This is a genomic window from Oceanicoccus sp. KOV_DT_Chl (assembly GCF_900120175.1).
Taxonomy (GTDB): Bacteria; Pseudomonadota; Gammaproteobacteria; order Pseudomonadales; family Dasaniaceae; genus Oceanicoccus.
Map to the genome: position 1 here is coordinate 278,683 of NZ_FQLF01000007.1, position 23,116 is coordinate 301,798.

The 23,116-nt window shown below is 47.2% G+C and carries 24 protein-coding genes; 8 read left to right on the forward strand and 16 right to left on the reverse strand.

Annotation, left to right across the window (positions count from 1 at the left end):
* Positions 1-9: 9 nt before the first annotated feature.
* Complete coding sequence (locus tag UNITIG_RS22535; RefSeq protein WP_101760570.1) at positions 10-1,728, reverse strand: FAD-binding protein; 1,719 nt, start codon at positions 1,726-1,728, stop codon at positions 10-12.
* 67 nt (positions 1,729-1,795) lie between these two features.
* Complete coding sequence (locus UNITIG_RS22540; protein ID WP_159931258.1) at positions 1,796-2,635, reverse strand: alpha/beta fold hydrolase; 840 nt, start codon at positions 2,633-2,635, stop codon at positions 1,796-1,798.
* A 224-nt stretch (positions 2,636-2,859) separates the two neighbouring features.
* On the opposite strand from UNITIG_RS22540, the gene UNITIG_RS22545 reads away from it, so the two are divergent.
* Complete coding sequence (locus tag UNITIG_RS22545; protein WP_101760572.1) at positions 2,860-3,651, forward strand: AraC family transcriptional regulator; 792 nt, start codon at positions 2,860-2,862, stop codon at positions 3,649-3,651.
* Here UNITIG_RS22545 and UNITIG_RS22550 read toward each other — a convergent pair.
* Both UNITIG_RS22550 and UNITIG_RS22555 read right to left on the reverse strand, forming a co-directional pair.
* Positions 3,648-4,286: an HAD family phosphatase gene (locus UNITIG_RS22550; RefSeq protein WP_101760573.1), complete on the reverse strand. Its 639-nt coding sequence runs from the start codon at positions 4,284-4,286 to the stop codon at positions 3,648-3,650. The genes UNITIG_RS22545 and UNITIG_RS22550 overlap by 4 nt on opposite strands.
* A 9-nt stretch (positions 4,287-4,295) precedes the next feature.
* Positions 4,296-5,393: a hypothetical protein gene (locus tag UNITIG_RS22555; RefSeq protein ID WP_101760574.1), complete on the reverse strand. Its 1,098-nt coding sequence runs from the start codon at positions 5,391-5,393 to the stop codon at positions 4,296-4,298.
* Between the two features lie 138 nt (positions 5,394-5,531).
* On the opposite strand from UNITIG_RS22555, the gene UNITIG_RS22560 reads away from it, so the two are divergent.
* Positions 5,532-6,101 (forward strand): DNA-3-methyladenine glycosylase I, encoded by a 570-nt coding sequence (locus UNITIG_RS22560; protein WP_101760575.1) that lies wholly within the window; start codon positions 5,532-5,534, stop codon positions 6,099-6,101.
* 220 nt (positions 6,102-6,321) lie between these two features.
* On the opposite strand, the gene UNITIG_RS22565 is transcribed toward UNITIG_RS22560, so the two are convergent.
* A complete protein-coding gene (locus UNITIG_RS22565) occupies positions 6,322-7,857 on the reverse strand; it encodes a PQQ-dependent sugar dehydrogenase (RefSeq protein ID WP_101760576.1) in 1,536 nt (511 codons plus the stop codon).
* Between the two features lie 132 nt (positions 7,858-7,989).
* Here UNITIG_RS22565 and dapE point away from each other — a divergent pair, with 132 nt between their 5' ends.
* The 3 genes from dapE to UNITIG_RS22580 are packed head-to-tail and all read left to right on the forward strand — an operon-like array spanning position 7,990 to position 10,212.
* Positions 7,990-9,117: a succinyl-diaminopimelate desuccinylase gene (gene dapE / locus UNITIG_RS22570; RefSeq protein ID WP_101760625.1), complete on the forward strand. Its 1,128-nt coding sequence runs from the start codon at positions 7,990-7,992 to the stop codon at positions 9,115-9,117.
* 7 nt (positions 9,118-9,124) lie between these two features.
* Entirely contained in the window at positions 9,125-9,958 is an 834-nt protein-coding gene (locus UNITIG_RS22575) for a putative RNA methyltransferase (RefSeq protein WP_101760577.1), read from the forward strand.
* A gap of 2 nt (positions 9,959-9,960) precedes the next feature.
* Positions 9,961-10,212, forward strand: a complete 252-nt coding sequence (locus UNITIG_RS22580) for a hypothetical protein (protein WP_101760578.1) — start codon at positions 9,961-9,963, stop codon at positions 10,210-10,212.
* A 7-nt stretch (positions 10,213-10,219) separates the two neighbouring features.
* On the opposite strand, the gene UNITIG_RS22585 is transcribed toward UNITIG_RS22580, so the two are convergent.
* The 5 genes from UNITIG_RS22585 to UNITIG_RS22605 are packed head-to-tail and all read right to left on the reverse strand — an operon-like array spanning position 10,220 to position 14,827.
* Positions 10,220-10,480, reverse strand: a complete 261-nt coding sequence (locus tag UNITIG_RS22585) for a DUF5062 family protein (RefSeq protein ID WP_101760579.1) — start codon at positions 10,478-10,480, stop codon at positions 10,220-10,222.
* Between the two features lie 31 nt (positions 10,481-10,511).
* A complete protein-coding gene (locus tag UNITIG_RS22590; protein WP_101760580.1) occupies positions 10,512-11,843 on the reverse strand; it encodes an MFS transporter in 1,332 nt (443 codons plus the stop codon).
* A gap of 45 nt (positions 11,844-11,888) precedes the next feature.
* The gene (gene hda / locus UNITIG_RS22595) at positions 11,889-12,590 is read right to left on the reverse strand and encodes a DnaA regulatory inactivator Hda (RefSeq protein WP_200821415.1); all 702 of its coding nucleotides are present in this window, start codon (positions 12,588-12,590) and stop codon (positions 11,889-11,891) included.
* A 37-nt stretch (positions 12,591-12,627) separates the two neighbouring features.
* Positions 12,628-13,692 (reverse strand): AI-2E family transporter, encoded by a 1,065-nt coding sequence (locus tag UNITIG_RS22600; RefSeq protein WP_101760581.1) that lies wholly within the window; start codon positions 13,690-13,692, stop codon positions 12,628-12,630.
* A gap of 22 nt (positions 13,693-13,714) precedes the next feature.
* Positions 13,715-14,827: a DUF2066 domain-containing protein gene (locus tag UNITIG_RS22605; RefSeq protein ID WP_145999269.1), complete on the reverse strand. Its 1,113-nt coding sequence runs from the start codon at positions 14,825-14,827 to the stop codon at positions 13,715-13,717.
* Between the two features lie 214 nt (positions 14,828-15,041).
* Between UNITIG_RS22605 and purM the strand changes: the two genes are divergently transcribed.
* Genes purM through UNITIG_RS22620 form a run of 3 tightly spaced genes read left to right on the forward strand, consistent with a single transcriptional unit; the run spans position 15,042 to position 17,477 of the window.
* Complete coding sequence (gene purM, locus UNITIG_RS22610; protein WP_101760583.1) at positions 15,042-16,103, forward strand: phosphoribosylformylglycinamidine cyclo-ligase; 1,062 nt, start codon at positions 15,042-15,044, stop codon at positions 16,101-16,103.
* 2 nt (positions 16,104-16,105) lie between these two features.
* Positions 16,106-16,780, forward strand: a complete 675-nt coding sequence (purN, locus tag UNITIG_RS22615; protein WP_101760584.1) for a phosphoribosylglycinamide formyltransferase — start codon at positions 16,106-16,108, stop codon at positions 16,778-16,780.
* Positions 16,737-17,477 carry a DUF3108 domain-containing protein gene (locus UNITIG_RS22620; RefSeq protein WP_101760585.1) on the forward strand — a complete coding sequence of 247 codons (741 nt, stop codon included), beginning with the start codon at positions 16,737-16,739 and terminating at the stop codon, positions 17,475-17,477. Before purN ends, UNITIG_RS22620 begins: the two co-directional genes overlap by 44 nt.
* Positions 17,478-17,491: 14 nt before the next feature.
* Here UNITIG_RS22620 and UNITIG_RS24800 read toward each other — a convergent pair whose 3' ends face one another.
* From UNITIG_RS24800 to cysC, 6 genes are all read right to left on the reverse strand, one after another.
* A complete protein-coding gene (locus UNITIG_RS24800) occupies positions 17,492-17,773 on the reverse strand; it encodes a chromate transporter (protein ID WP_235015584.1) in 282 nt (93 codons plus the stop codon).
* A complete protein-coding gene (gene chrA / locus UNITIG_RS22625; protein ID WP_235015585.1) occupies positions 17,749-18,717 on the reverse strand; it encodes a chromate efflux transporter in 969 nt (322 codons plus the stop codon). The genes UNITIG_RS24800 and chrA overlap by 25 nt, the downstream gene beginning before the upstream one ends.
* A gap of 130 nt (positions 18,718-18,847) precedes the next feature.
* On the reverse strand, positions 18,848-20,065 hold the full coding sequence (locus UNITIG_RS22630; RefSeq protein ID WP_159931260.1) for an MFS transporter: 1,218 nt from the start codon (positions 20,063-20,065) through the stop codon (positions 18,848-18,850).
* 60 nt (positions 20,066-20,125) lie between these two features.
* Positions 20,126-20,947, reverse strand: a complete 822-nt coding sequence (locus UNITIG_RS22635; RefSeq protein WP_101760587.1) for a phytanoyl-CoA dioxygenase family protein — start codon at positions 20,945-20,947, stop codon at positions 20,126-20,128.
* Between the two features lie 204 nt (positions 20,948-21,151).
* Complete coding sequence (gene sat, locus UNITIG_RS22640) at positions 21,152-22,342, reverse strand: sulfate adenylyltransferase (protein WP_101760588.1); 1,191 nt, start codon at positions 22,340-22,342, stop codon at positions 21,152-21,154.
* An 86-nt stretch (positions 22,343-22,428) separates the two neighbouring features.
* Positions 22,429-23,046 (reverse strand): adenylyl-sulfate kinase, encoded by a 618-nt coding sequence (gene cysC, locus UNITIG_RS22645; protein ID WP_101760589.1) that lies wholly within the window; start codon positions 23,044-23,046, stop codon positions 22,429-22,431.
* Positions 23,047-23,116 lie beyond the last annotated feature (70 nt).

Genomic DNA, 23,116 nt, shown 5'->3' on the forward strand with positions numbered 1-23,116 from the left:
GGACTCGAGTTAGTCCTGGTATCCGGTAATATGTTTAGCGGCCTGATAACCCATCGTCATGGCCGGTCCCAACGTAGACCCTGGGCCAGGGTAAGTAGGTAAAATAGCAGCGGAACAATTACCCACAGCATAGAGCCCGGCTATCACATCACCTTGCTCGTTGATTACGCTGCCATCAGGGTTAGTCACCAAGCCGCCCTGAGTACCAAAGTCACCCGCCTCAACTTTCATCGCATAAAAAGGCGCTTCATCAATAGCGGCTAGACAAGGATTAGGGGTAACCGTAGCATCACCATAGTAACGATCATACTCAACATCACCACGTTGAAACTCGGTGTCTTTTCCGGTTTTGGCATAGCCATTCATATTGGCAACGGTCTGCGCTAAATTTTCAGGGTCAATACCGATTTGAAGCGCTAACTCTCGAATGGTGTTTGCCTTGCCGACAAATTTTTGCTCATACCATTTTTTGGGAATACTCCAATCGGGTTTAGTATCTTTGGTCATTAACGGGCCGGCAATATAACTGCGACGGAAACGGGCATCGAAAATATGGTACATCGGTGCGCAAGAGTTAGTTTGCTCATCATGCACTTCAAATAATTTTTTCTGATACGCCATGTAGTTTTGTGATTCATTGGCAATACGCTTGCCCTGCAGGTTTACCATACAAGAACCCGGTAAAGATTTTTCCATAATCGACAAGCGCGGTGCCGGTTCATCAGGCGTCACAATGGTAGTACACCACCAGGCTCCATCCATTAACCGAGTCGCGGCATTTAGTTTCAAGCCTTCAATGAGGCCATCACCGGTATTAGTTCTAACGCCGGCACTCCATTCTTTATTGGTAGGCTTAGGTAAATACTTTTCTCTTAGCTCCTGATTGTGTTCAAAACCACCAGAGCCAAGGATCACTGCTTTGCGAGCCTGAACCCTAACCGTAGTACCGTGTTTATCAACAACGGCACCTATCACCTTGCCACTGTCATCGGTAATGAGTTCTTTCATCGCTGAATTTAACCAAAGCGGCATGTCGCGATCCATCATCGATAAGCGCAAACGCGCAATACCTGCGCTGCCCGTGCACAAGCGACGGGCAACGCGCGACTTTAGCATCCAGGGAACATCCAGCATCCAACTCAATATCATTTTAAACGTGGTACCGAACCAGCCGGGGGTTCTGGCCGTCAGCATTTGTGCCTCAACCTGAGTAAAGTGAATCACCCCGAATAAACGCATCATATGGTGGGACAGTGTTAAATTATCATACTCACCTTTTAATAAAGCGGAGTCTACCGGCTCTGGCTCCATCGACCGATGGCCAGGTTTACCTCCAGCAACATCAGTGTAATAGTCAGGATAATGCGCCAGAGTGACATAACGCATTTGGGTGCGTTCGTGCATAAAGTCAACCATCTTTGGCGCATTCTGCAGATAGGTATCTATCATTTCTTCCGGCACATCACCGGCCGGAATGGTATTTTTTAAGTATTGCTTCGCGTCTTCATAACTATCGTTGGCGCCCGCGGCTTTGGCATAGCGGTTATTGGGTATCCACACACCACCGCCGGAGACTGCACTGGTACCACCATATTTATCAGCCTTCTCAATAACCAACACATCTTTAGCGCCCATCTCATAGCAGCACAGCGCCGATGTCAATGCACCGTTACCTGATCCTACTACCAACACATCTACACTGTAATCCCAGCCATTTGCTGCTGTCATTCTCTTCACTCACTTTTTATACGTTAGGTAATGTTGCTAGAGAAAACTGTCGCAAAAAATGATACAGCTATCTCAAAAAAGATAATATCTTATTTTCAACCAAATGGGTCGCTTCGCGATGAACAAAATGCCCCGCATTCGGAATACTCAGAAGCTCAAACTGGCTGGTAAATGCTTTTTCGATGCCAACAAATTGACCCGGATCGATACTGCCATCGGCGTCACCGCTAATCCATAACGCAGGAACACTGGTTTGCTGAGACATCAGCGCCCTATCCCGGGCAGTGGAACCTCTAATCATCGCACGGTAATACGCCAGCGCAGCCTTCAAACCGCCAGCAAAAGCCAGGGCTTTTTTAACGGGTTGTAACTGAAACTCTGCTTCACTCCAATTAGGACACCAGCTTTTATACAAACGATCGATAAAGGCATAATCGTTTTTGGCTACTAAATATTCAGGCAGTTTGGGTAATTGGAATAACATCACATACCAGGATTTTCGCAATTGCTGCCAACTGAAAGTCGAATGATGTAAATGCGGCACCGCCATCACTACGATTTTATCGATCACTGCAGGGTTTAAATTAGCTGCAGTATAAGCTGTGAAGCCGCCCCAATCATGGCCAATCAGGGTCGCCGTTTCCTCACCTAAAGCCGCAATCAATTCCACAATATCCCGCGCAACAGTCGGTATTGAATAATCATCATCGATTGCCAACCCACTAGGGTAATAACCACGAAGAAATACAGATACCACTCGATAACCCTGCGCCGAAAAGGTATCCATCAGGTGCGTAAAACTATACGCCGTATCAGGAAAACCATGTAAACAAATCAATAACGGCCCCTTGCCTTGCTCTAAATAAGCTAAGCGCACACCGTTAACTGTTATAAAATTTATATCCAAAATAACTCTTTCGCACAGTAATTTTTTTTCGTCACTGAAATAATGACGGCAGTCGATCATAGCAAAACGCATAACCTGGCTTCAGCTTACCATTCGGTAATTTATTGCTGGCCGGCAAAAACATTGCATTATCCCCACCAAATACTACAATGTAACACGATGGATCAATAGCGCTACGACAGCCCCGCATAGTTTTGCATTGTTAGTAACAATTAAAAATAATTATGGATAAATCGGCATCCTCTTTTCTGTATCTCAGCAAGGGTCGCGTGTTATTAGTAGGAAATGCGCTAGACAGTGGAGAACACCGTCATCACGCTTTGCAGATTACTTTATCTATGGAAGGCCGCCCCCTATTGATCAAGCACCCCGGTGGTTTAACAGAAACCCAGTGCGCATTAATCAGACCCAATCATTTGCACCAAATTGACAACATCGACAGTTGGCGTTTATTAATTCTAATTGATGCCAATACGGATACTGCTAAAAAAATCACCTCTCGTTACCTGAAAAACTCACCCATCGCGACCCCCAGCCAAAGAGATATCAACTTCTGCAAGAAGCGATTAAAACATTTGGCGCATAAAGAAAAACCGATCACTCAGGTTTCAAAAGCCATGGACGACGTTCTAGCACGCTTAGCGGGTACTAACACCAAAACATCCACCATGGACCCCAGAATAGCGACTGCCATTAAGCTGATCCAGCAGGCGGAAAACCGCGACATCAGTGCCGATGAGTTAGCTGCAAAAATATGTTTATCACGCGATCGCCTGTCCCATTTATTTACCCAGGAAGTAGGCATACCGATAAAGCGCTACATTCTTTGGTACCGCTTATCACAAACCGGTTATAAAATTTTTGCTAACCAATCGCTGGCGGAGGCTGCAGCGGAATCGGGATTTTCCGATGCCGCGCATTTTAGCCGCGCTTTCCGCAGCATGTTTGGGATGACACCGTCGCATATTATGCGACGCAGCCAATCGGTGAAATTAATTGCAGATATTGACTACTAAGGTGTTAGCCAGCGATTCAAATCAGCGATGACTTTATCCATATTTTCAGTCACGTGAACCGTGTTGATACCCAAGTTAGCTGCAGCCTTTACGTTAGCCTCGTAGTCATCCAAAAAGAGTGTGTGCTCGGGGTCAATGTCACCGAGACGAGATAGTGCTATTTTAAAAATTTCCGAATTTGGTTTACGCACGCCCTCCATACAAGAGTCCACTACCAAGTCAAATAGTTCATCAACCGGCAACAGTGAACGCCAACCATCAGAAAACTCTTTAACATTATTGGTAATGATCGCAGTCGCATAACCGTCCGCCTTTAGCTGCGCTACTCGCTCTACCAATACATGACGTAAACCGCCATCCCTCGGCATCTTTGAAAACAGCTGGTAAATATCCAAGGCAATACCGTGATCACGCTCACCCTGTTGCATAATCAACGTTCTAGCTTGTTCCAGAGATATTTCTCCACGCTCCAGGCGATGCCATGGGTGATCGCCATCTATCGCGTAAGAACCAAATATAATCTCATTGACCTGGCCCGGCTTGGCGCCCAATTCCGCACCCATTGCCTCAAAGGCGGTAAAGGGTGAGGCGGTAAATACCCCACCAAAATCAAACATAACAGTTCTAATAGCCACAACTTTCCCCTACTTCACATCGTATCGATCAAATTGACTAAAAAAACCGTACTCAAATAAACCATAGCCCACCTCATCGCTGCCGACGATTTCAAATTTGGCGGCGTTATCGACCAAACCAAACATCCGTTCTTTGTCTGACTTCATATCCAGTGAAAAACTTTCCACAACTTCTGGGCCTTTATACATGCCGTGTTTCCAATCGGCTTCCAATCCATAACCCGTACCAACCATGACCCAGACATGAGTCAACGGCGTAACATTTACCTCAAAAGCACCGCCCGGTGCTTCCGGGAAACGAATCACTGACCGATCAATAAACGTGACATAAGGGCTTTTCACTACCAAGTGATGATCGTGTTCTGGTCGCCCCAACCACTCGGGTTCACGATTGGGGTCTTGCCACACTTTCACCGCTTCTTCCAATTGCCGGTGGCCATTATTATGTTCATGACAGATATACAAAATAGAAAAATCATCAAATTGCATCGGTGCGTAATTCCACATACCTTCCATCACCGGTACTGAGGCCTGAATCCCCTGTGGCTCATGCTCACCAACAGGGCGAATTCCCCAGGAGCGATCGCGACTGCCTTTCCAGCGGTCCGGTGTCACTTGGTAGGTTTTCTCACCGACCCGTAAGGTGCCACTCCAGCAACCGGTTTGGGCGAAACGGAGACTATCGAATAACACCCGGCCATGGCGACGAATATATTGACGCGGCTCTTCAAACGCCGGCATTGCGCCTTCCCATACGATATCCATCGCAATCGGGTGTTCGGCACTGTCTTCTACGACAAAACGGATTTTTTTCAAGCCTTCTATGACTTCTATGCGCAACGGACCGACCGACGTATCCATTCGGTCATCACCTAACTCCCGGGATGCACGGACCACATGGTGATCATCTCCTTGTCGCACAACTACAAAAGCATCTTGTACCCCCAGCGACGGATATTGCCCCATCCCCATCACCATAAATAATTCATCGCTGCTGGAATGCAGATTAAAATAATAGCGATCGTAAAAATTGCGATCAGAGGTGCCAACATGACGAATTGTTTCAGCAATTTGATGTAAGGGGTAATCATCCATTTGCGACAACATGGGATATTCTCCTGATACTATGAATTATTTTTGATTGATGTTAATCATATCCGGCAGCCTTGGTAGGGTATAGTTACCATTGATTAAGACATTAATCGCCAATATCTAACTAGCAGCCGGTACAAAAGGAAAATAACAATGGACTCATTAAAGCGTTGTAGCTGGTGCGGCGACGACCCGATCTATCAGCAATACCATGATCAGGAATGGGGCGTGCCAGTGACTGATGATAAACAGTTATTTGAGTTTCTGATTCTTGAGGGTGCACAGGCGGGTTTATCATGGATTACCATTTTAAAAAAACGTGAGGGTTATCGAAAAGCTTTTGCTAATTTTGATGTCAAAAAGGTCGCGCGATTTAGTGATGCCAAGCTGGAAAAACTCTTACTGGATCCATCTATCGTTCGAAACCGTTTAAAAGTCTTTGCGGCCCGCACTAATGCCCAGGCCTTTATCAAAGTGCAGCAAGAGTTTGGTAGTTTTTCCGACTATATCTGGGGCTTTGTTGATGGCAAACCGATTCAAAATCGCTGGCAATCCATGGCACAGGTACCCGCGACCAGCCCGGAATCTGACCGCTTAAGTAAAGACTTGAAAAAGCGCGGTTTTAAATTTGTCGGCTCCACCATTATCTATGCCCACATGCAGGCAACGGGCATGGTAAACGATCACATCAAAAGCTGTTTCCGTTATCCACAGTTAAAATGAACCGGCTAATTTTCAAGCGGCTTAGGTGAAAATAGGGATATTTTGCAAGTACAGAACTTCCGGAATGTAAAAAGTACCAACTTTTGTGGTGGCCACAGCACCACTTAGGAAGTAAGATTCACTTGCCGTCGTGGTGTTAGAAAAGTTTAAGGTTTTAAGAGGCGCTAAGCGCCTCTTTTTTTCGCCTGCAGAAAAGTGACCCTCTCTAAGAGCCCCGTCTTTACTGGCTATACAGTAATGCAGCCAAGGCCTTGCGCTGATCCGAATTCAGCGGATATACCGGCATTGGTGGCGTTGGTGTGACAAAGAAATCAGCCAACTCATCCAGCGTATAGCGTTGAGCCAACCCCTGCAGCGGCTTGATAGTACGCATTGCGGTAGCGCGCTCCGGGTCATGGCAATTAGCACAGCGGTATTGTAAATAAATTTCCTGTCCCTGCTGACGCAATGCAGCTAACTCTGCGTCACTATAGCGCGCCAACATTTGTTGCGGATCGACCGCAACCACCGTCTCGGCAACAGGCGTTGCCAACGCCGCCGGTTCGGTCCCAGCCCCTGCTAACGCAACCCTGTACACCGTCCCGGAATAATCATCGGAGATATAAATATCACCGTTGCTGGCCTCTACAACATCCGCGGGCCGACCAATCACATCAGTCTCGCCCTTAAAACCAGTGAGAAAATCCTCCTCGACAATGCTGCCGTCTTGCTGCCAGTGCAGGGCAACCACTTTATAACCATCGCGCTCGCTGCGATTCCATGAACCGTGCAATGCCACCAATGCCGTACGTTGAAAATCCGGACGCGAGCTGTGCTTCAAAAAGGTAATGCCTAAAGGGGCGTTATGCGCACGAAAATCATGAGCGGGCGAAATCGCTGTGTCTAACAAGGCATCTTTGCCCGGGCCCAAATCCGGATCCAACTGACCATCACCATTGATATAAGGCCACCCATAAAACCCGCCAATCTCAATTTTGTTCAACTCACAGGGAGGAAAATCATCACCCAATAAATCGCGGCCATTATCTGTTGCATACAGCGCGCCGTCCCAGGGTGCCCAATCCAGCCCAACACTATTACGCAAGCCTGTGGCAATTATTTGCACGTCGCTGCCGTCCGTCTTCATCCGCATCATCGTTGCACGCTGCTCATCCTCTTCTTCACAGACGTTGCAACTTGAACCCGATGTTAGATACAGCCAGCCATCAGGGCCAATACCTATCGATTTAGTCCAGTGATTGCCGCTATCACTAAACCCTTCGGCGATACGCATATATTCGCCGCTAACCGTTCCAGTCTGCTGATCGAAAGCAATTTTACCGACCGCAGTAGATTCCGCTACGTACAACCAATTATCGGTTAATGCCAGACCATGAGGCTTAACCAAGTCCTTAAGCAGGACTGTCTCACCATCGGGCCGTCCATCCTGATTGGCGTCGCGCTTAAGCAATACAATGTCGCCGGAGCGGGGCCGACTAATAATCAAATCCCCTTGCTGACTTATCTGCATAAAGCGAATTTTGCCCAAATCACCGGCATAAATGCTCAATTGAAAACCCGCTGGCACGTTAAAACGCTGCTCAACTTCACTGGCTTGAGGGCTGGCAACACCGTAGCCCACAATCGCATTTAGCAACATTTTCGCACTGGTGGCAGCTGCATCTGAACCAAACTGGATAAACATAAAGGGCGCGGCAGCCACCAAAACAATAAGCAGCAGTAACACCATCAACACGCGTTTAAAAAAAGTTTTCATAGAATATGGCTTCGTCATTGAACAATTTATCTATTGTAACTGGATACACGCTGGTAGCCAGCCCTCGTAATGCTTATGTTAGAATAACGGCAGACGTCTGTTAAATTTAAACGAGAATGATACATGCCCGAGCTGTCCCCCACCCTTGAACTCACTTTTGATTTAATCCGCCGCCAATCAGTCACCCCGGAAGATGCCGGCTGCCAGGCACTTATGATCAAAAGACTCGAAGCGATTGGCTTTACCATTCATCCGCTGCGCTTTGATGATGTGGATAATTTTTGGGCGGTACGCGGCGACAGTGGGCCACTCTTATGTTTTGCCGGTCACACTGATGTGGTGCCAACCGGACCGGTGGCACAATGGCAATATCATCCTTACGAACCCTGCATCGTTGATGGCATGCTCTATGGTCGCGGCGCCGCTGATATGAAAGGTAGCCTTGCTGCCATGGTTACCGCCTGCGAACGCTTTGTGGCAGCACACCCCGATCATCAAGGCCGCATTGCTTACCTGATCACCAGTGATGAGGAAGGTATTGCTATCAATGGCACCGTCAAGGTAATGGACTGGCTGCAATCCCAAAATGAAAAAATTGATTGGTGCATTGTTGGCGAACCCTCCTCTACCCAACACGTCGGTGACACCATCAAAAACGGCAGGCGCGGCTCTTTAGGCGCGGTCTTGAAAGTAAAAGGCATTCAAGGCCATGTTGCCTACCCACATTTAGCTTCTAACCCGATTCACTCAGTCGCACCGGCACTAGCAGAACTGGCCGCCGAGCAGTGGGATAATGGCAACGATTTTTTCCCTGCCACCTCATTTCAAATTTCCAATATCAATGGTGGCACCGGTGCCACCAATGTGATTCCCGGTGAGCTGGAAGTGATCTTCAACTTTCGCTTTTCAACAGAGTTAACAGAGCAACAACTACGTCAACGCACCGAAGCGATTCTGGAAAAGCATAAGGTCAATTATGAACTAACATGGAACCTCAGCGGCCAACCGTTCCTTACCTCTGAAGGAAGTTTAATTGATGCCACCGTCAAGGCTATTCATACAGTAGCAGGCATTGATACGGAATTATCGACTGCAGGAGGTACTTCCGACGGACGCTTTATTGCGCCCACTGGTAGCCAACTAGTCGAACTGGGGCCAGTCAATGCCACTATCCACAAAGTCGACGAGTGTATCACTGCTAAAGACCTTGATACCTTATCAACTATGTATGAAGGCATTTTAAAAAACCTGCTAACCTGATCAGCGCATGCAAGTTATTTGCCCGCTATGTCAGTCCCCCATGCAAACCAGCGACCATCGCTGGTTTTGCTGCAATAACCACAGTTTCGATATTGCCAAACAAGGCTATTGCAACCTGTTAGCTGTACAACACAAAAAATCTCGAGAGCCAGGCGACAGTGCTGACATGGTGGCCGCCCGCCATCGTTTTTTATCCGGCGGTTATTATCAGGGTATCAGCCAACATGTAAATCAACTGGTCAGCAGCGTAATCACTGCCGAGCAATCGCCACATATATTGGATGCAGGTTGTGGTGAAGGTTATTACACCGATGAACTGCGCAAACAGCTTGCAGCTGATGGTATTGCCAGCGATGTGATGGGTATCGATATCGCCAAGCCCGCAGTACTGCAAGCAGCAAAACGCAATAAAAACATTCGCTGGTTTGTCGCAAATAGCAGCCGCATGCCAGTGGCTGATGACAGTGCCGAAATACTGCTCAGTTTATTTTCGCCAATACCAGCGCTGGAATTTTACCGCTGCCTAAAACCCCAAGGGGCATTAATCCTCGCCACTACCGGCGACCAGCACCTGATCGAACTGCGAGAATTACTCTACGACACCGTTAAAAGTGATAGTTATACCGCAGACGCATCGCTGCTCGAACATTTCACTTTAAACAAAAAAATCACTGTTACTGAAACAATACAGCTGAGCAGCACGCAATCCATTAAAGACCTATTGGCAATGACCCCACACTACTGGCGAGTTTCGCCAGAGCGCAAACAAGTGCTGGATGAACTATCCTCTTTACAATTAACGATTGATGTTCAACTCCATCTCTACAATCCAAAACTTTGAGTATGAAAGAAAAATTAACTGACATCATTGCCGACCAACGCAAAATTTTAAAACTTTACGGTTTGGGTGCGCTATTATTTTTTATTGGTATTGGTTTTATTCAGTGGGCAGATAAATTAATCCCCCCTTCGCTGCAACAAGAAAGCTTTATGTTATTGGGAATACTTATTGCTGGCAGCGGTTTTAGCATCGCTATGTTCAGCCAAATATTGCTTATCCTGCACCGCTTTCGAAAAATGGGGCGTAAAAATTAAGCCCGTCTCATTTAAGCAAGGCATGATCTGCCGGTAATTGTCGGGAAATCCACAGCGCCAACTTATGCTTCATCGCGGGTTCTTTCTCATCACCCTTTGCTAAAGGCTGAATTAATTTATCGTGTACCAGTAAACGGTACAAATATTCAATTTTATCGTGCGAAGAATCTGTGCCTTCAAATTTTGCCACACCACGCTTTTTGGCATAAACCTCGCCCACCCGAATCGCCTCTTTCACCAACTCGGTTTCATTTTTTAATTTTTTCATTAACTCCCCTTCTATTAAGCAGGCTAACCAATCAGCGCACCACGAGCAATGCAGCACGGTAGTGCTTCAGTCCTAAACCAATCAGAATCGCAGCCAATGGATAAAATATAATCGCCACCACCGCTAGAGAATAACGCAAAGCCAGATCATCCTGAAAGATAAAATCGGTAAAAAAAGCGACGAAACTGCCGCCCAGAGCCAAACCGAATAAATTAGTCATAAACAACATCAACGCCGAGGTCTGCGCCCGCATGCGATTCGGGGTTATCAATTGCAACCCCGCCATAGCCACTCCAAAATGGGTGTAATGAAAAAAAATTACCGGCACTGTTAACCATAATGCGATCTCACCGGAGGGCATTAACGGCGCAGCAACGGCGGGAATAATCAGCAACAACGCCACCAACATCACCAGCCGTACATTGGCATCCTGATAACCACGATTCTGTAACAGCGTTGAAAACCATGCACCGGATAAAGTGCCTGCGGTGCCAGCCACTATAAAAATAGTACCCAGAATTCCACCCGCCTCGGTTTTGGAAAGTTGATAAGTGCGAAATAAAAACTCCGGATACCAGATCAAAGTGCCATAACCAATAATCGACATTGCCGAAACGCCTAACATCACCGAGCTATAGGCCTGCCAATGCGTCCGCCAATAAGCCAACACCTGCTGTAACGGGATCGCCTCCTCCACAGATAGCTGCTCGCCCTCTCCTTCACTTCCACTTCGGCGCGGCGGCTCTTTAACAAATAACATTAATATAACGACTAAAAAACCGGGCAGACCCACACCCACAAAGGTAATTTGCCAGGGTTTCATCGCCGAGAGCAGCGGCCACTGACTTAAATCCATCAATACCAGCTGGTCGTAAAGCCAGCCACCAATAATGTAAGAACCACCACTACCCAGCGTAATACCCATCGCAAAGATGGCGGTAGCCCAACTTAATCGCTTTGCGGAAAAATAATCGCCCATTAGCGAATACGCCGCAGGGGATAAGGTTGCCTCACCGACCCCGACACCAATACGGGTAATAAATAAACTACCGAAATTTTTCGCCAGACCACACCAGCAGGTCATCAAGCTCCAAAATAAAACACCCCCGGTAATAATCCATTTACGACTATAACGATCTGCCAGCCAGCCAATAGGTAAGCCCAGAAAAATATAAAACAATGTGAAGGCCAGGCCATGCAGCAAACTGAATTGAAAATCGCTAATGGCAAAATCTTCACGAATTGGACCAACCAATAACGCCAAAATATTGCGATCAATAAAGGAAAGAATATAGGCGACTAATAAAATAGTGAGTACATAGTTTGCATGTTTACTATCTACTGTATTATCTGCCTCACTCATTACGCGCTCTTTTATAATATTATTTTAGTTTGACTAATGCAGACTTCACCACAACAAAATCGACTTAACAAAAGGCACTGTCAACCGTCTTTTTTGCTCCAATGACGCTTTATCCAATTGCTCCAGCACTTGCATCAAAGCCTCGGTATCCCGTTGGCAGCGATAAAAAATAAATTGGGCGACGTCGTCACTAAGCTGCAGTCCACGCCGCTGTGCCCGAAACTGAATAACAGCTAATTGTTGAGCGTCGTTAAATGGCGTGATTTGGAACAACATTCCCCAACTCAAGCGCGACGATAAATCAGCTAATTCAATGTTAAGTTCGCGTACCGCACAAGGGGCACTGACCAATAAACAGACCTGTTGATCGTTTAACCGATTAAATAAATGAAATAATTGCTGCTCCCAATCACTGTTACCTAACACTTGATCAATATCGTCTAGACAAACCAGAGATAATTGTTCCAGACCTTCCAGTAACTCGGCGGGGTTATATTCATGCAATTCTGACAAGGGTAAATAGACTGAACTCAAGCCCGCTTTATCAGCCTGATGGCAAGCGGCCTGCAATAAATGCGAGCGGCCGCTGCCTTTGTCGCCATAATAATAAATATAGCGCTCACCGCCACTCAGTTGCCGCTGCAGACTGTCTACTAACACGCCATTATCTGCCACGTAAAAATTTTCAAAAGTAGCATCATCGCGCAACTGTAACGCCAACGGCAATTGTTGTGACAACACACTCATAACAACATCAACCTGTCACAAAACGCGGACCTAGTCATCAGGACTTTTCTTCCGCCGTATACAAATCACTTTCTTTATACGTTCTATGCAACTGACGTAACAACACCATAATGACCGCCGCTACCGGCAGTGCAAGTAAGATGCCGGTAAAGCCGGCCAATTGACCGCCAGCCATAATGGCGAAAATAACTGCCACTGGATGTAAGCCAATACGATCACCAACAAGTAACGGCGTTAGCAACATGCCCTCTAACATCTGGCCAACAGCAAACACTCCTGCCACTTGTAACAAGGCAATAAACTCGTGAAACTGAAACCAACAGGCGATGCTGGCAGCAGTGATGCCAACAATAAAACCCATATAAGGTACGATACTGGCCAAGCCGGCAATCAGCCCCAATAGCAGAGCCAAGTCCAGACCAACCATGGACAACCCCACGCTGTAAATAATTGCTAATGCAAACATCACTAATAACTGGCCACGAATAAATGCGCCGATAATTTCATCACACTCAGCCGCTAATTTGCTTACCATCGACTCAGTATTGCGCGGTAGCAAATCGTGAATACGTGCCATCACCACATCCCAGTCGCGTAGAAGATAAAAGGTGACCACCGGTATTAACACCAGATTAGCCATCCAGGTAAGCATGGCGACACTGGAACCCGCTATTTTCGACCAAAAGGCTTTTAATAAATTACCCGCCGTGCCCCAGTGACCGCTGATGGCCGCTTTTAATTCTGCGGCAGAAATTGGCTCAACACCAACGCCAAACTGCTGTTGCGCCCAAGGCAACACTGTCTGCTGAAACTGATGTAACCACTGGGGTAATTTAGTGGCTAGCATATCCAGCTGCTTACCAACCAACGGCACCGTCAGCAGTAACATTAAAGCCACTACCAAAGTTAAACCGACAAAAACGATCGATACCGCCAAGGTGCGACCAATACCCCGCGCTTCTAATCTATCCGCTAACGGGTCGCCCAGATACGCCAATAATGCACCCACTAAAAATGGGCTGAGTATCGGCTGCAATAAATAAATTAAAAATATGGCCAGCGCCGCTATGGCAAAACCCCACCACCGTTGTGAATCCGTCATTGGCTAAATCCTTGTTGGTTAGTTATTGGCTTACAGTTTTTACGGTACTCGCGGGCCAGTGATAATCTAAATCAAGAACATAATCGCCCTGATAATTAGAACCTAACGATTGCTGTAAGCGACCATCAAGCACAAAGGCTTGCTGCAACTGACTTAATAAGCCATCAGCCACAATCCGCACGATAATTTCATCACCTTCAACGGCTACCACATTAGCATGCCGAATCGCTGCCACTGATTCCAGATACTGAATGGCGCGGGCATAAGCAGTAAAGTCACTGACGCCAGTCATGCGCAATAACAAACCGTTATCAGAAATTCTGACCGGTGCTACCGCATACTGATCCCCTAATAACTCTGCCACCTGATCCAGGGCTGCACCGATAAAATCATTGATATTATCGGCATCCCCATCAAAAGATACCTGCTGCTGGTCATAGCGAAAATACCAACTGCCTAACAGCTCACCACTGGTGAGCCGGCTCACCCTGCCGAATAACACAGTATCGGTACCATAGCGCTCCGCTGCTGACTGCGCTCGCCAATTGGTTAACTGCCACAATTCATCGGTAGATACAGCGACCATATCCTCAAGATCCAACGTAGGTAATTTAATCGCCAAACCTCTACGCCGCGCATTAGCGGTAATCGCCGCCACAGTCGGAGCATCGCGATCAACGCCCACTGAGCGACGTCCCTGACTGTCATCCATCACCAGCCACAGCAACACCGTCGGTCGGTTACTGGACCACAGTGGCAGACCCGCTTGCCGTAACTCGGCATCCACCAGCTGCTGTTCAAATTCGATCACTGCATACAATTGCTCACCGCCATCCACTAATGGACTGGCGCGTTGCTCGTAACGAAATTGACGAGTAAAACTGCTAGCCCGACGAATAGCTGCAACGATTTGTGGCTGCTCTAATGTATTGGTATGCCCTGATACGCGAATAAAGACTGTTTTTAACCCGGCCACCGTGGCCTTGCTTAGCGCCTTACTGGATTGAGAATCAACCGGTACTGCCACATCATAAAGGCCGGCAACGGGTTCAGCGTGGATAGAAGCTGTTAGGCATAGACATAGTGTCGCCACTATCATGGGTATAAAGGAGAAAAAATGACGGCTAGAAAACAAGCGGAGCGTTCCTGAGTCTGTAGCAATGAATGCGTTATTGTAACTATTCGCGCCATTGTAACAATGTCACCGCCGCTGCACAGTAGCAATCGGCCGAGATGAGAATTTATAGTCGAATTCCATCTTTATTCAAGCTAAAATGGCGCGCCTTTTTGGGCCATAGACCAGACCTTTCATCCACCCAGCCACAACCAACAGTAGAGCCGATTAATTTATGAGCGATCAGAGCAGCAAACCGTCCACTACATCCCTCAGCTACAAGGACGCTGGCGTTGATATTGAAGCCGGTAACGCACTGGTTGAACGCATCAAAGATGTGGCCAAACGTACCCGTCGCCCCGAAGTCATGGCTGGTCTCGGCGGCTTTGGCGCGCTGTGTGAATTACCCAGCGGCTATAAACAGCCGGTATTAGTCTCCGGCACTGATGGTGTCGGTACCAAATTACGGCTGGCAATGGACCTGGGTATTCACGACACGATTGGTATTGACCTGGTTGCAATGTGCGTTAACGACTTAATTGTTGCCGGTGCCGAGCCCTTATTCTTTCTCGACTATTACGCCACGGGTAAACTCAATGTCGACACTGCTGCCGCAGTAGTTACCGGCATTGGTGCTGGCTGTGAATTATCAGGCTGCTCGCTGGTTGGCGGTGAAACGGCAGAAATGCCCGGTATGTACGAAGGTGAAGACTACGACCTCGCTGGTTTTTGTGTCGGCGTCGTCGAAAAATCAGAGATTATAGATGGCAGCAAAGTTGCGAGTGGTGACACCCTGATTGGTATCGCCTCCTCGGGGCCACACTCCAATGGCTATTCTTTAATTCGTAAAATTATTGAAGTCAGCAATGCCGACCTCAATCAGGATCTGGGTGGCCAAACCCTGGCCCAAGCCCTGATGGCACCGACCCGTATTTATGTTAAACCCATCCTGCAATTACTGAAAGACACAGCCGTCAACGCGCTATGCCACATCACTGGCGGTGGCTTGCAGGAAAATATTCCGCGGGTCTTACCCGAAAACTGCAAAGCGGTTATCGATACGCAAAGCTGGCAACAGCCTGCAGTGTTTAAATGGCTGCAGCAAAACGGCAATGTCGACCCAATAGAAATGTACCGCACCTTCAACTGCGGCGTAGGCCTGATTATCGCGGTACCCAACGCCACTACCGAGCAAACGTTAGCCATGTTAAAGACGCTTGGAGAAGAGGCCTGGGTCATTGGTCATATTGCCGATGCCAGCGCCGATGAAGCACAGGTTGAGTTACAAGGGCTGTAACCATGGCTAACTCTAGCTCTGGGACCAGCGTAAAATGCCGTCTGGTCATTCTTATTTCAGGCAGCGGCTCCAACTTACAATCCTTTATTGATGCGGCTATATCAGGGGATTTAAATGCGGACATTGCCGCTGTGGTCTGCAATCGCCCCGGCGCTTATGGGCTGGAACGCGCCGCCAATGCTGGCATCGCCACCGAACTGATCGATCACACCCTTTACGACAGCCGCGATAGCTTTGATGCCGAACTAGTGCAACGCATCGATCGTTTCACCCCGGACCTGATTATCCTCGCTGGCTTTATGCGCATCCTTACGCCGTCATTTGTGCAACATTATCACGGTCGCTTATTGAACATTCACCCGTCTTTGTTGCCCAAGTATCCAGGTCTGCATACACATCAGCGCGCACTGGATGCCGGCGACGATAAAGCGGGAGCTACGGTTCATTTTGTTACTGAACAACTGGATGGCGGCCCAGCTATTATTCAAGCCAGTATCGATATCAGTGAGCAAGATACTGCTGATGACATTGCCAAACGGGTATTGGTACAAGAGCACCAAATTTACCCGCTAGCGGCGCAGTGGTTTGCTGAAGGTCGCTTAACTCTCAGGGACAACAGGGCATTACTCGACAATGAAGAGCTATCTACCGGCGGCTTTCAATATACTAAGCCGTAAACTCCAACTTACCGCCCTACTGCTGGCAACTTCTGCGTTGACCAATCAAGCTTGCGCTGAATATGAGTTAAGTCCTTATAAAGCCAGCTATAACGCAAAAATCAGTGGCATTAACGCAGAGCTACAACAAACACTAACGCCAGCGAACAAACAGCAATGGCGAATGCATAGCGAAGTGTCTGCGCTTTTTATTACTATCGATGAAGAGGCACTATTCAGCCTCAAGAACGATACTGTTACTCCTCATACTTATCAATATACCAATCCACTAAACAGCAAGCGCAACAGCAATCTGGTTTTTAATCCCAGCGGTAAAAACGTTAACAACACCCTTATTTCAAGGCCACCTTTTGCTATACCTGCTAGCGCACAGGATAAACTGAGCTTTCAAACCCAGCTACGCCTGGACCTCAGCAACGACCCAACATTCAAGCAAAAAGATTACGCGCTGGTAGAAGCCAAGCGAGTTAAAACCTACACACTAAAAGTGTTAGCTGAAGAAACCATTACCACTCCTGCGGGGACGTTTAAAGCAGTAAAACTGGAACAGCGACGGGATAACAATGAAGAATACTCACTTATTTGGCTTGCTGTTGAGCATGAGTATTTTGTGCTGCGGATAGAGCGTATCGAAGAGGGAGAGACCGAGTTTCTTATTGACTTAAAAGCGGCTGAAATTGCAGGGGAGAAAATATAACTGGCCCGGACTACTCACACAACTAACGCTAACACACTGGCTAACACACACCAAATCACAATATAGAGTAGTGACAGTCGCAACAACTTCAAGCCAGCAAAAGCCACACCGGCGATTACACAGTCCGTTATGGAAGTAATCCCCGCAGTAAAAACCGGATCGTAAAGTGCCGCCGCTAACATTCCGACAACCGCCGCGTTAACACCCGCAACTGCATTCAACGCTAATGGCTTTATCGCAATCATTTGCCACAACGGTAATACCGCAGCGACTAATAATAAGCCGGGTAAAAACATAAACAGCAAGGCCACCCGGCACCTAAGCCACTTGCATGTGCCGTGGGAATACTTGCACCGAGATAGCCGGCAAACGCAAACATTGGCCCAGGAATAACTTGTGCCGCACCATAACCAGCCAGAAAATTTTCAGCACTTACCCAACCTGAAACTACCACAGAGCTTTCCAGCAGCGGCAATACTACATGCCCCCCACCAAATACCATCGCGCCGGCCTGATAAAACGTCCGGGCGATAGCCACTAAGCCAAATTCTGCCGGAACAAAAGCTAATCCTAAACACAATAGAAATAACACCAATAACACCAAACCAAAACGACGACCATAAGGAAGCTGAATTATTGGCTGCATGCTGCTGACCGTCTGCCGGCAAAAAATCATGCCTGCAACTGCACCTGCAACTACTACTAGTAGCTGCGCCCACACACTAACTATTAACACCAGGACTGTTGTAGCCACTAACGCTAAACCTCGGCGATACCAATCCGGGCACAGCTTTTTAGCCATCACCCACACGGCATCAGCCACTACCGCACACGCCAACAACTTCAAGCCATGAATCGCCGCATCGGCATTACCCTCTGGTATTGACGGCAACAGCCATGCAAAAAACACCAACAACAACGCGGAAGGCAGCGTAAAAGCCACAAATGCAGCAATAGCTCCTAACCAACCTGCCCGTAACAAACCCAGTGCAAAACCCAACTGACTGCTAGCAGGCCCCGGCAAAAACTGACAAAGTGCTAACAACTGACTGAAGTGACTTTCGCTCACCCACCCTCGATGCTCGACTAACTCCTTATGGAAATAACCCAAATGGGCAACGGGGCCACCAAACGAGGTTAAACCTAATTTGAGAAAGGCCATGAAAACCTCGACAACACTGCCAGAACCGGCCGTTGATACTTCGGTTTTAATTGGAGTTTTGATTGGTGTTTCGGACATTAAAAAAGATTTCCTACACCGCGACACGAAAGAGGCCGAATAATAACGATTACATTATGACAATGTCACCGCAGCTAAATAAATAGTTAGCACTTCAATCGTGCTTGGGGGGCTCAGTCATCATAAAAAGCTAATTCGCAGGCAAGTCCTCGAGCAGGGCTCCCGTGGCCGGTTGAAAACGCACCAAAATAAAGGCCATCCAACACAACACCATTGCAGTAATTGCGGCTGCAAAATAAGGACTGTGGTAATGCAATTGCCCAAACATTACCCCGGACAATGCGGTAGTAATAGTACGCGCCAACATGCCCGCAGCAGAATAGACGCCTAACACCATCCCGCGCTCATGTTCCGCAGCACAGCGCGACACTAGCGCTTGTGCGCAGATCATTATTATCCCGGCACTCATCGATAACAACATCATCAATAGTGTCACCCACAAAGCACTGCCATAATTTCCCGCGATCGTGATACCGTAACATGTCGCCGCCATCGTCAGCGCAGCGACCATCATTAAATGCCGCTCGCTAAATCGCTTGGTCAATGGACCTATCAGTACCGCCGAGGTAATCACATAGCTCATACCGCTGGCTAATAACATTGGCAACATGCCATTAGGCCCCTCAATAATTGCAAACGCTTCAGCCCACAATGGAAATATCGATTCATAAAAACCACTGGCCAACTGATACAAGCTGCCACAACTGATCAGCACGACTAATAAATAACGGTGGCGAATAGCAGCAATTGACTGCAGCAACCCAGGCCTTTTTTGAGTGCTTACCTGCTGCCGCACATGCTTGGGTAAACTTTCTTTTACGAAAAAAATTAACGCAAAAAAAGCTGCCAACGATAAGCCCGCGGCAACTAACGCTGGCGCTACAAAGTTGGCGTCAGTAAAGGAATCACCACCCAACCAACTCCCAATTGCCGGACCAATAACAAAGCCAAGCCCCATCACCGCCCCTAATAATCCCATATATTTAGCGCGATCCTGATCACTAGTGCTATCAGTGACATAGGCCTGTGCCGCAGAAAAATTGCCCGCCATAACGCCACTAAAAACTCTGGAGAACGCCACCATAAAAATGGTTTCTGCATACGCCAAAATAACATAACCGATAACCGCACCTAATAAACTAATGGCCATAATAGGCTTGCGACCATAGCGATCGCTTAAACGCCCCAATACCGGAGTAGCGATAAACACTGCGCCGCTATAAAGCGCCAGACAGAGCGTAATCATTCCCGGCCCAGCCCCTAAATTAGCAGCATGGAAAGGAAATATAGGAATGATGATACCGAAACCAACGATATCCAGTAACACCACAAACAACACAATCCACACAATGAAGACTCCCTGTAATAATGTAATATTTTTTTAGTTATTGATATATTTAGATAACCACTAACTTTCCAATATGGCGTTAATAGCATTAGTATAAAGTGACCGATTACTAATTTTTTCAAGCATCGCCGTATCCGGGAAACAATCTAAATCTCCCTGACTTGAAAACTGTGGACTATGACCACCACAGCAAATATCAAAAGCTAATCGGTCGTCGCTGTACAAACCCCGATGAATCATCCCCGCAGAAAAAACCAGCAAATCGCCGCGCCGCAAACGTATTGTTTCTGCTGCTGGCAAATCATCGCTTACACTATAACCTGCCGCGCCCATACGAACACGGTACTCCTGCTCATTATCCCAGCGCCGATGAGTCCCAGGGATCAGCTGTATTCCGGTTTCATCGCGTAAAGGTAAGCGAAAATGCAATAAGATTTGCTCGGCTAACATCTGCTGCTGTTGCGCCATCGAAAAATCACCGTATTGAATATCCCGGTGCCAGTAATTTTTTTGCTGCGCGTTTGCTGGATTAAAAAATAACTGGGTATTGGCAAAAAACAGGGGGCCAGCAACAATATCTGCCAATATTCCCACCAACCTATCGTCGGCAATAAATTGAAATAAGGTCAAGCGCTCATCATCTGATAAAAAATTACGATGACTTAGCCCTGCGCTATTAACGGCTGTTTGTTGATAATGTTGCTGGTGGTGCTCAATCCATGCCTGATGCGCCCTGAGTATAATTGGCTCAATGGCATCCATCTCAGCATCAGCAAATAACGCAGGCACGATAACAAAACCCTGCCGCTGATAATTATTAATCAAATTAGCCACGCTATTTAACCGCCTCCCTGCCCCACACTCTTCGGTACTCGCTGCCATAATTGGCTCTACCTATCAGGTAACCTGATTATTCACAATGTACTCGTATCCCAGCCATCAAACCACCACCGCATATTACATTGTTTGAGATATTCGCCAACCTTCTTACCCGTATAACTTTATGTTCCGACATAAAAAAACCGCTAATAGAGTAGCGGTTTTTAATAAACGCGTTTGTTACCAAACGTTCAGCATTTTAACTACTTAAGCATCCAGACTTTGATAGTAATCCATCAGAATCTTGGCGCATTCAGGGCGCGAAAATTCAGGTGGCGGCGCAATACCGTTACCTAACATTTCACGCACCTTGGTACCTGACAATAAGATAAAGTCGTCTTTTTCATGATCAGGTGCATCTTTCATCATGATCACTTTATTCAACTTCTTGGAATAAGCGGTGTGATCGGCACGATAGATTTCAATTTCCAAAGCCCCTGCAGGTACTTTTTCATCAAAGATGGTCTGCGCGTCAAAACCACCGTAGTAATCGCCAACACCAGCGTGGTCACGGCCCACAATAAAGTGAGTACAGCCACAGTTTTGACGGAAGACTGCATGCAGTACCGCTTCGCGAGGACCGGCATATAACATATCAAAGCCGTAACCAGTGATCATCACGGTATTAGCGGGGAAATACACCTCAACCATTTTACGAATACAGGCATCACGCACGTCGGCTGGAATATCACCAGGCTTCAATTTGCCCAGCAACATGTGAATCAAAATACCGTCGCTGCCCAGATCTTCCTGCGCCATGCGGCACAGTTCTTCGTGAGCGCGGTGCATTGGGTTACGGGTCTGGAAAGCAACAGCTTTATTCCAACCACGTTCAGCCATTTCATTACGGATTTCAACTGCGGTGCGGAAGGTATCCGGGAAGTCAGTTTGGAAATAACTGAAATTCAATACCTGAATAGCACCAGACAACATGATATTGCCTTCGCCTTTAAAAGCTGCAACACCGGGGTGATCGCCATCCAGAGTACCGAAAATATTTTGCGCCATCATATCGATTTGATCTGCACTTACTGTTTCAATCGCATCGATATCCATAATCGCCAGCACAGGGTTGCCTTCAACGTTAGGGTCGCGCAGAGCGATACGCTTGGCATCGCCGATAGCACTGACATCACTAACCATGTTGACGATAGGCACCGGCCAGAATAGTCCGTCAGTGGTGTGAAGCGTATCAGCCACTGACAAAGAATCAGCCAGATTCATAAAACCGCTTAACGGTGTAAAGTATCCAGCACCCAACATAACGGCATTACCGGCAGCAGCTGAACTGATTAGCAATGATGGCAAAGTGGCGGCTTCTGCATTTAAAGCGTGGTGTTTTTCTGTGTCATAGACGAATAATGGTTTTAGTTCGTCGGCACCATGGGGTTTAATCATTTTTGCTTCCTTTTAGACAATCAAGCTTTTGCAATAGCAAAAGCCTTTTAATTCAGAGTTGTATAAAGCGTTACACAGCTGGAGTATTACGCTGACAATAAACCGCGCTCTTCTAGTAAAGCCATCAATACATTGACTTCTTCTTCCAAAGACATTTCATGGCTATTCAAAACCACTTCTGGTTTCAATGGCTCTTCATAAGGATCTGAAATACCGGTGAAGTTTGGAATCTCACCCGCCCGGGCTTTTTTGTACAAACCTTTTGGGTCACGCTCTTCAGCCACATCCAGCGGCACATCGACATGGACTTCAATAAATTGCATACCCGCGGCTTCGTGTAAGTCGCGTACCAAATCACGATCGGCGCGGTAGGGGCTAACAAAGCTGGACAAAGTAATCACGCCCACGTCGACAAATAATTTTGAAATCTCGCCAATACGTCGGATATTTTCAGTACGATCTTCGGCGCTAAAGCCCAGGTTCTTATTGATACCTAAACGAATATTGTCGCCATCTAAACGGTAAGTCAGTTTACCTTTGGCGGTAAGCGCCTGCTCTAACGCTACTGCCACGGTGCTTTTACCGCTGCCGGACAAACCGGTAAACCATAAAGTGGCGCCTTTTTGATTGAGTAACTTGTTACGGTCTTCGCGGGTGACATCACCCTCATGCCAATAGACATTGGTTGCTTTTTGTTCAGTCATGATAATTCCAGTAAGCTAGAAATAGTCGTGTTGAGCACAGCGCCCGTGTTAGCCAAATGTTGCTTCGTAA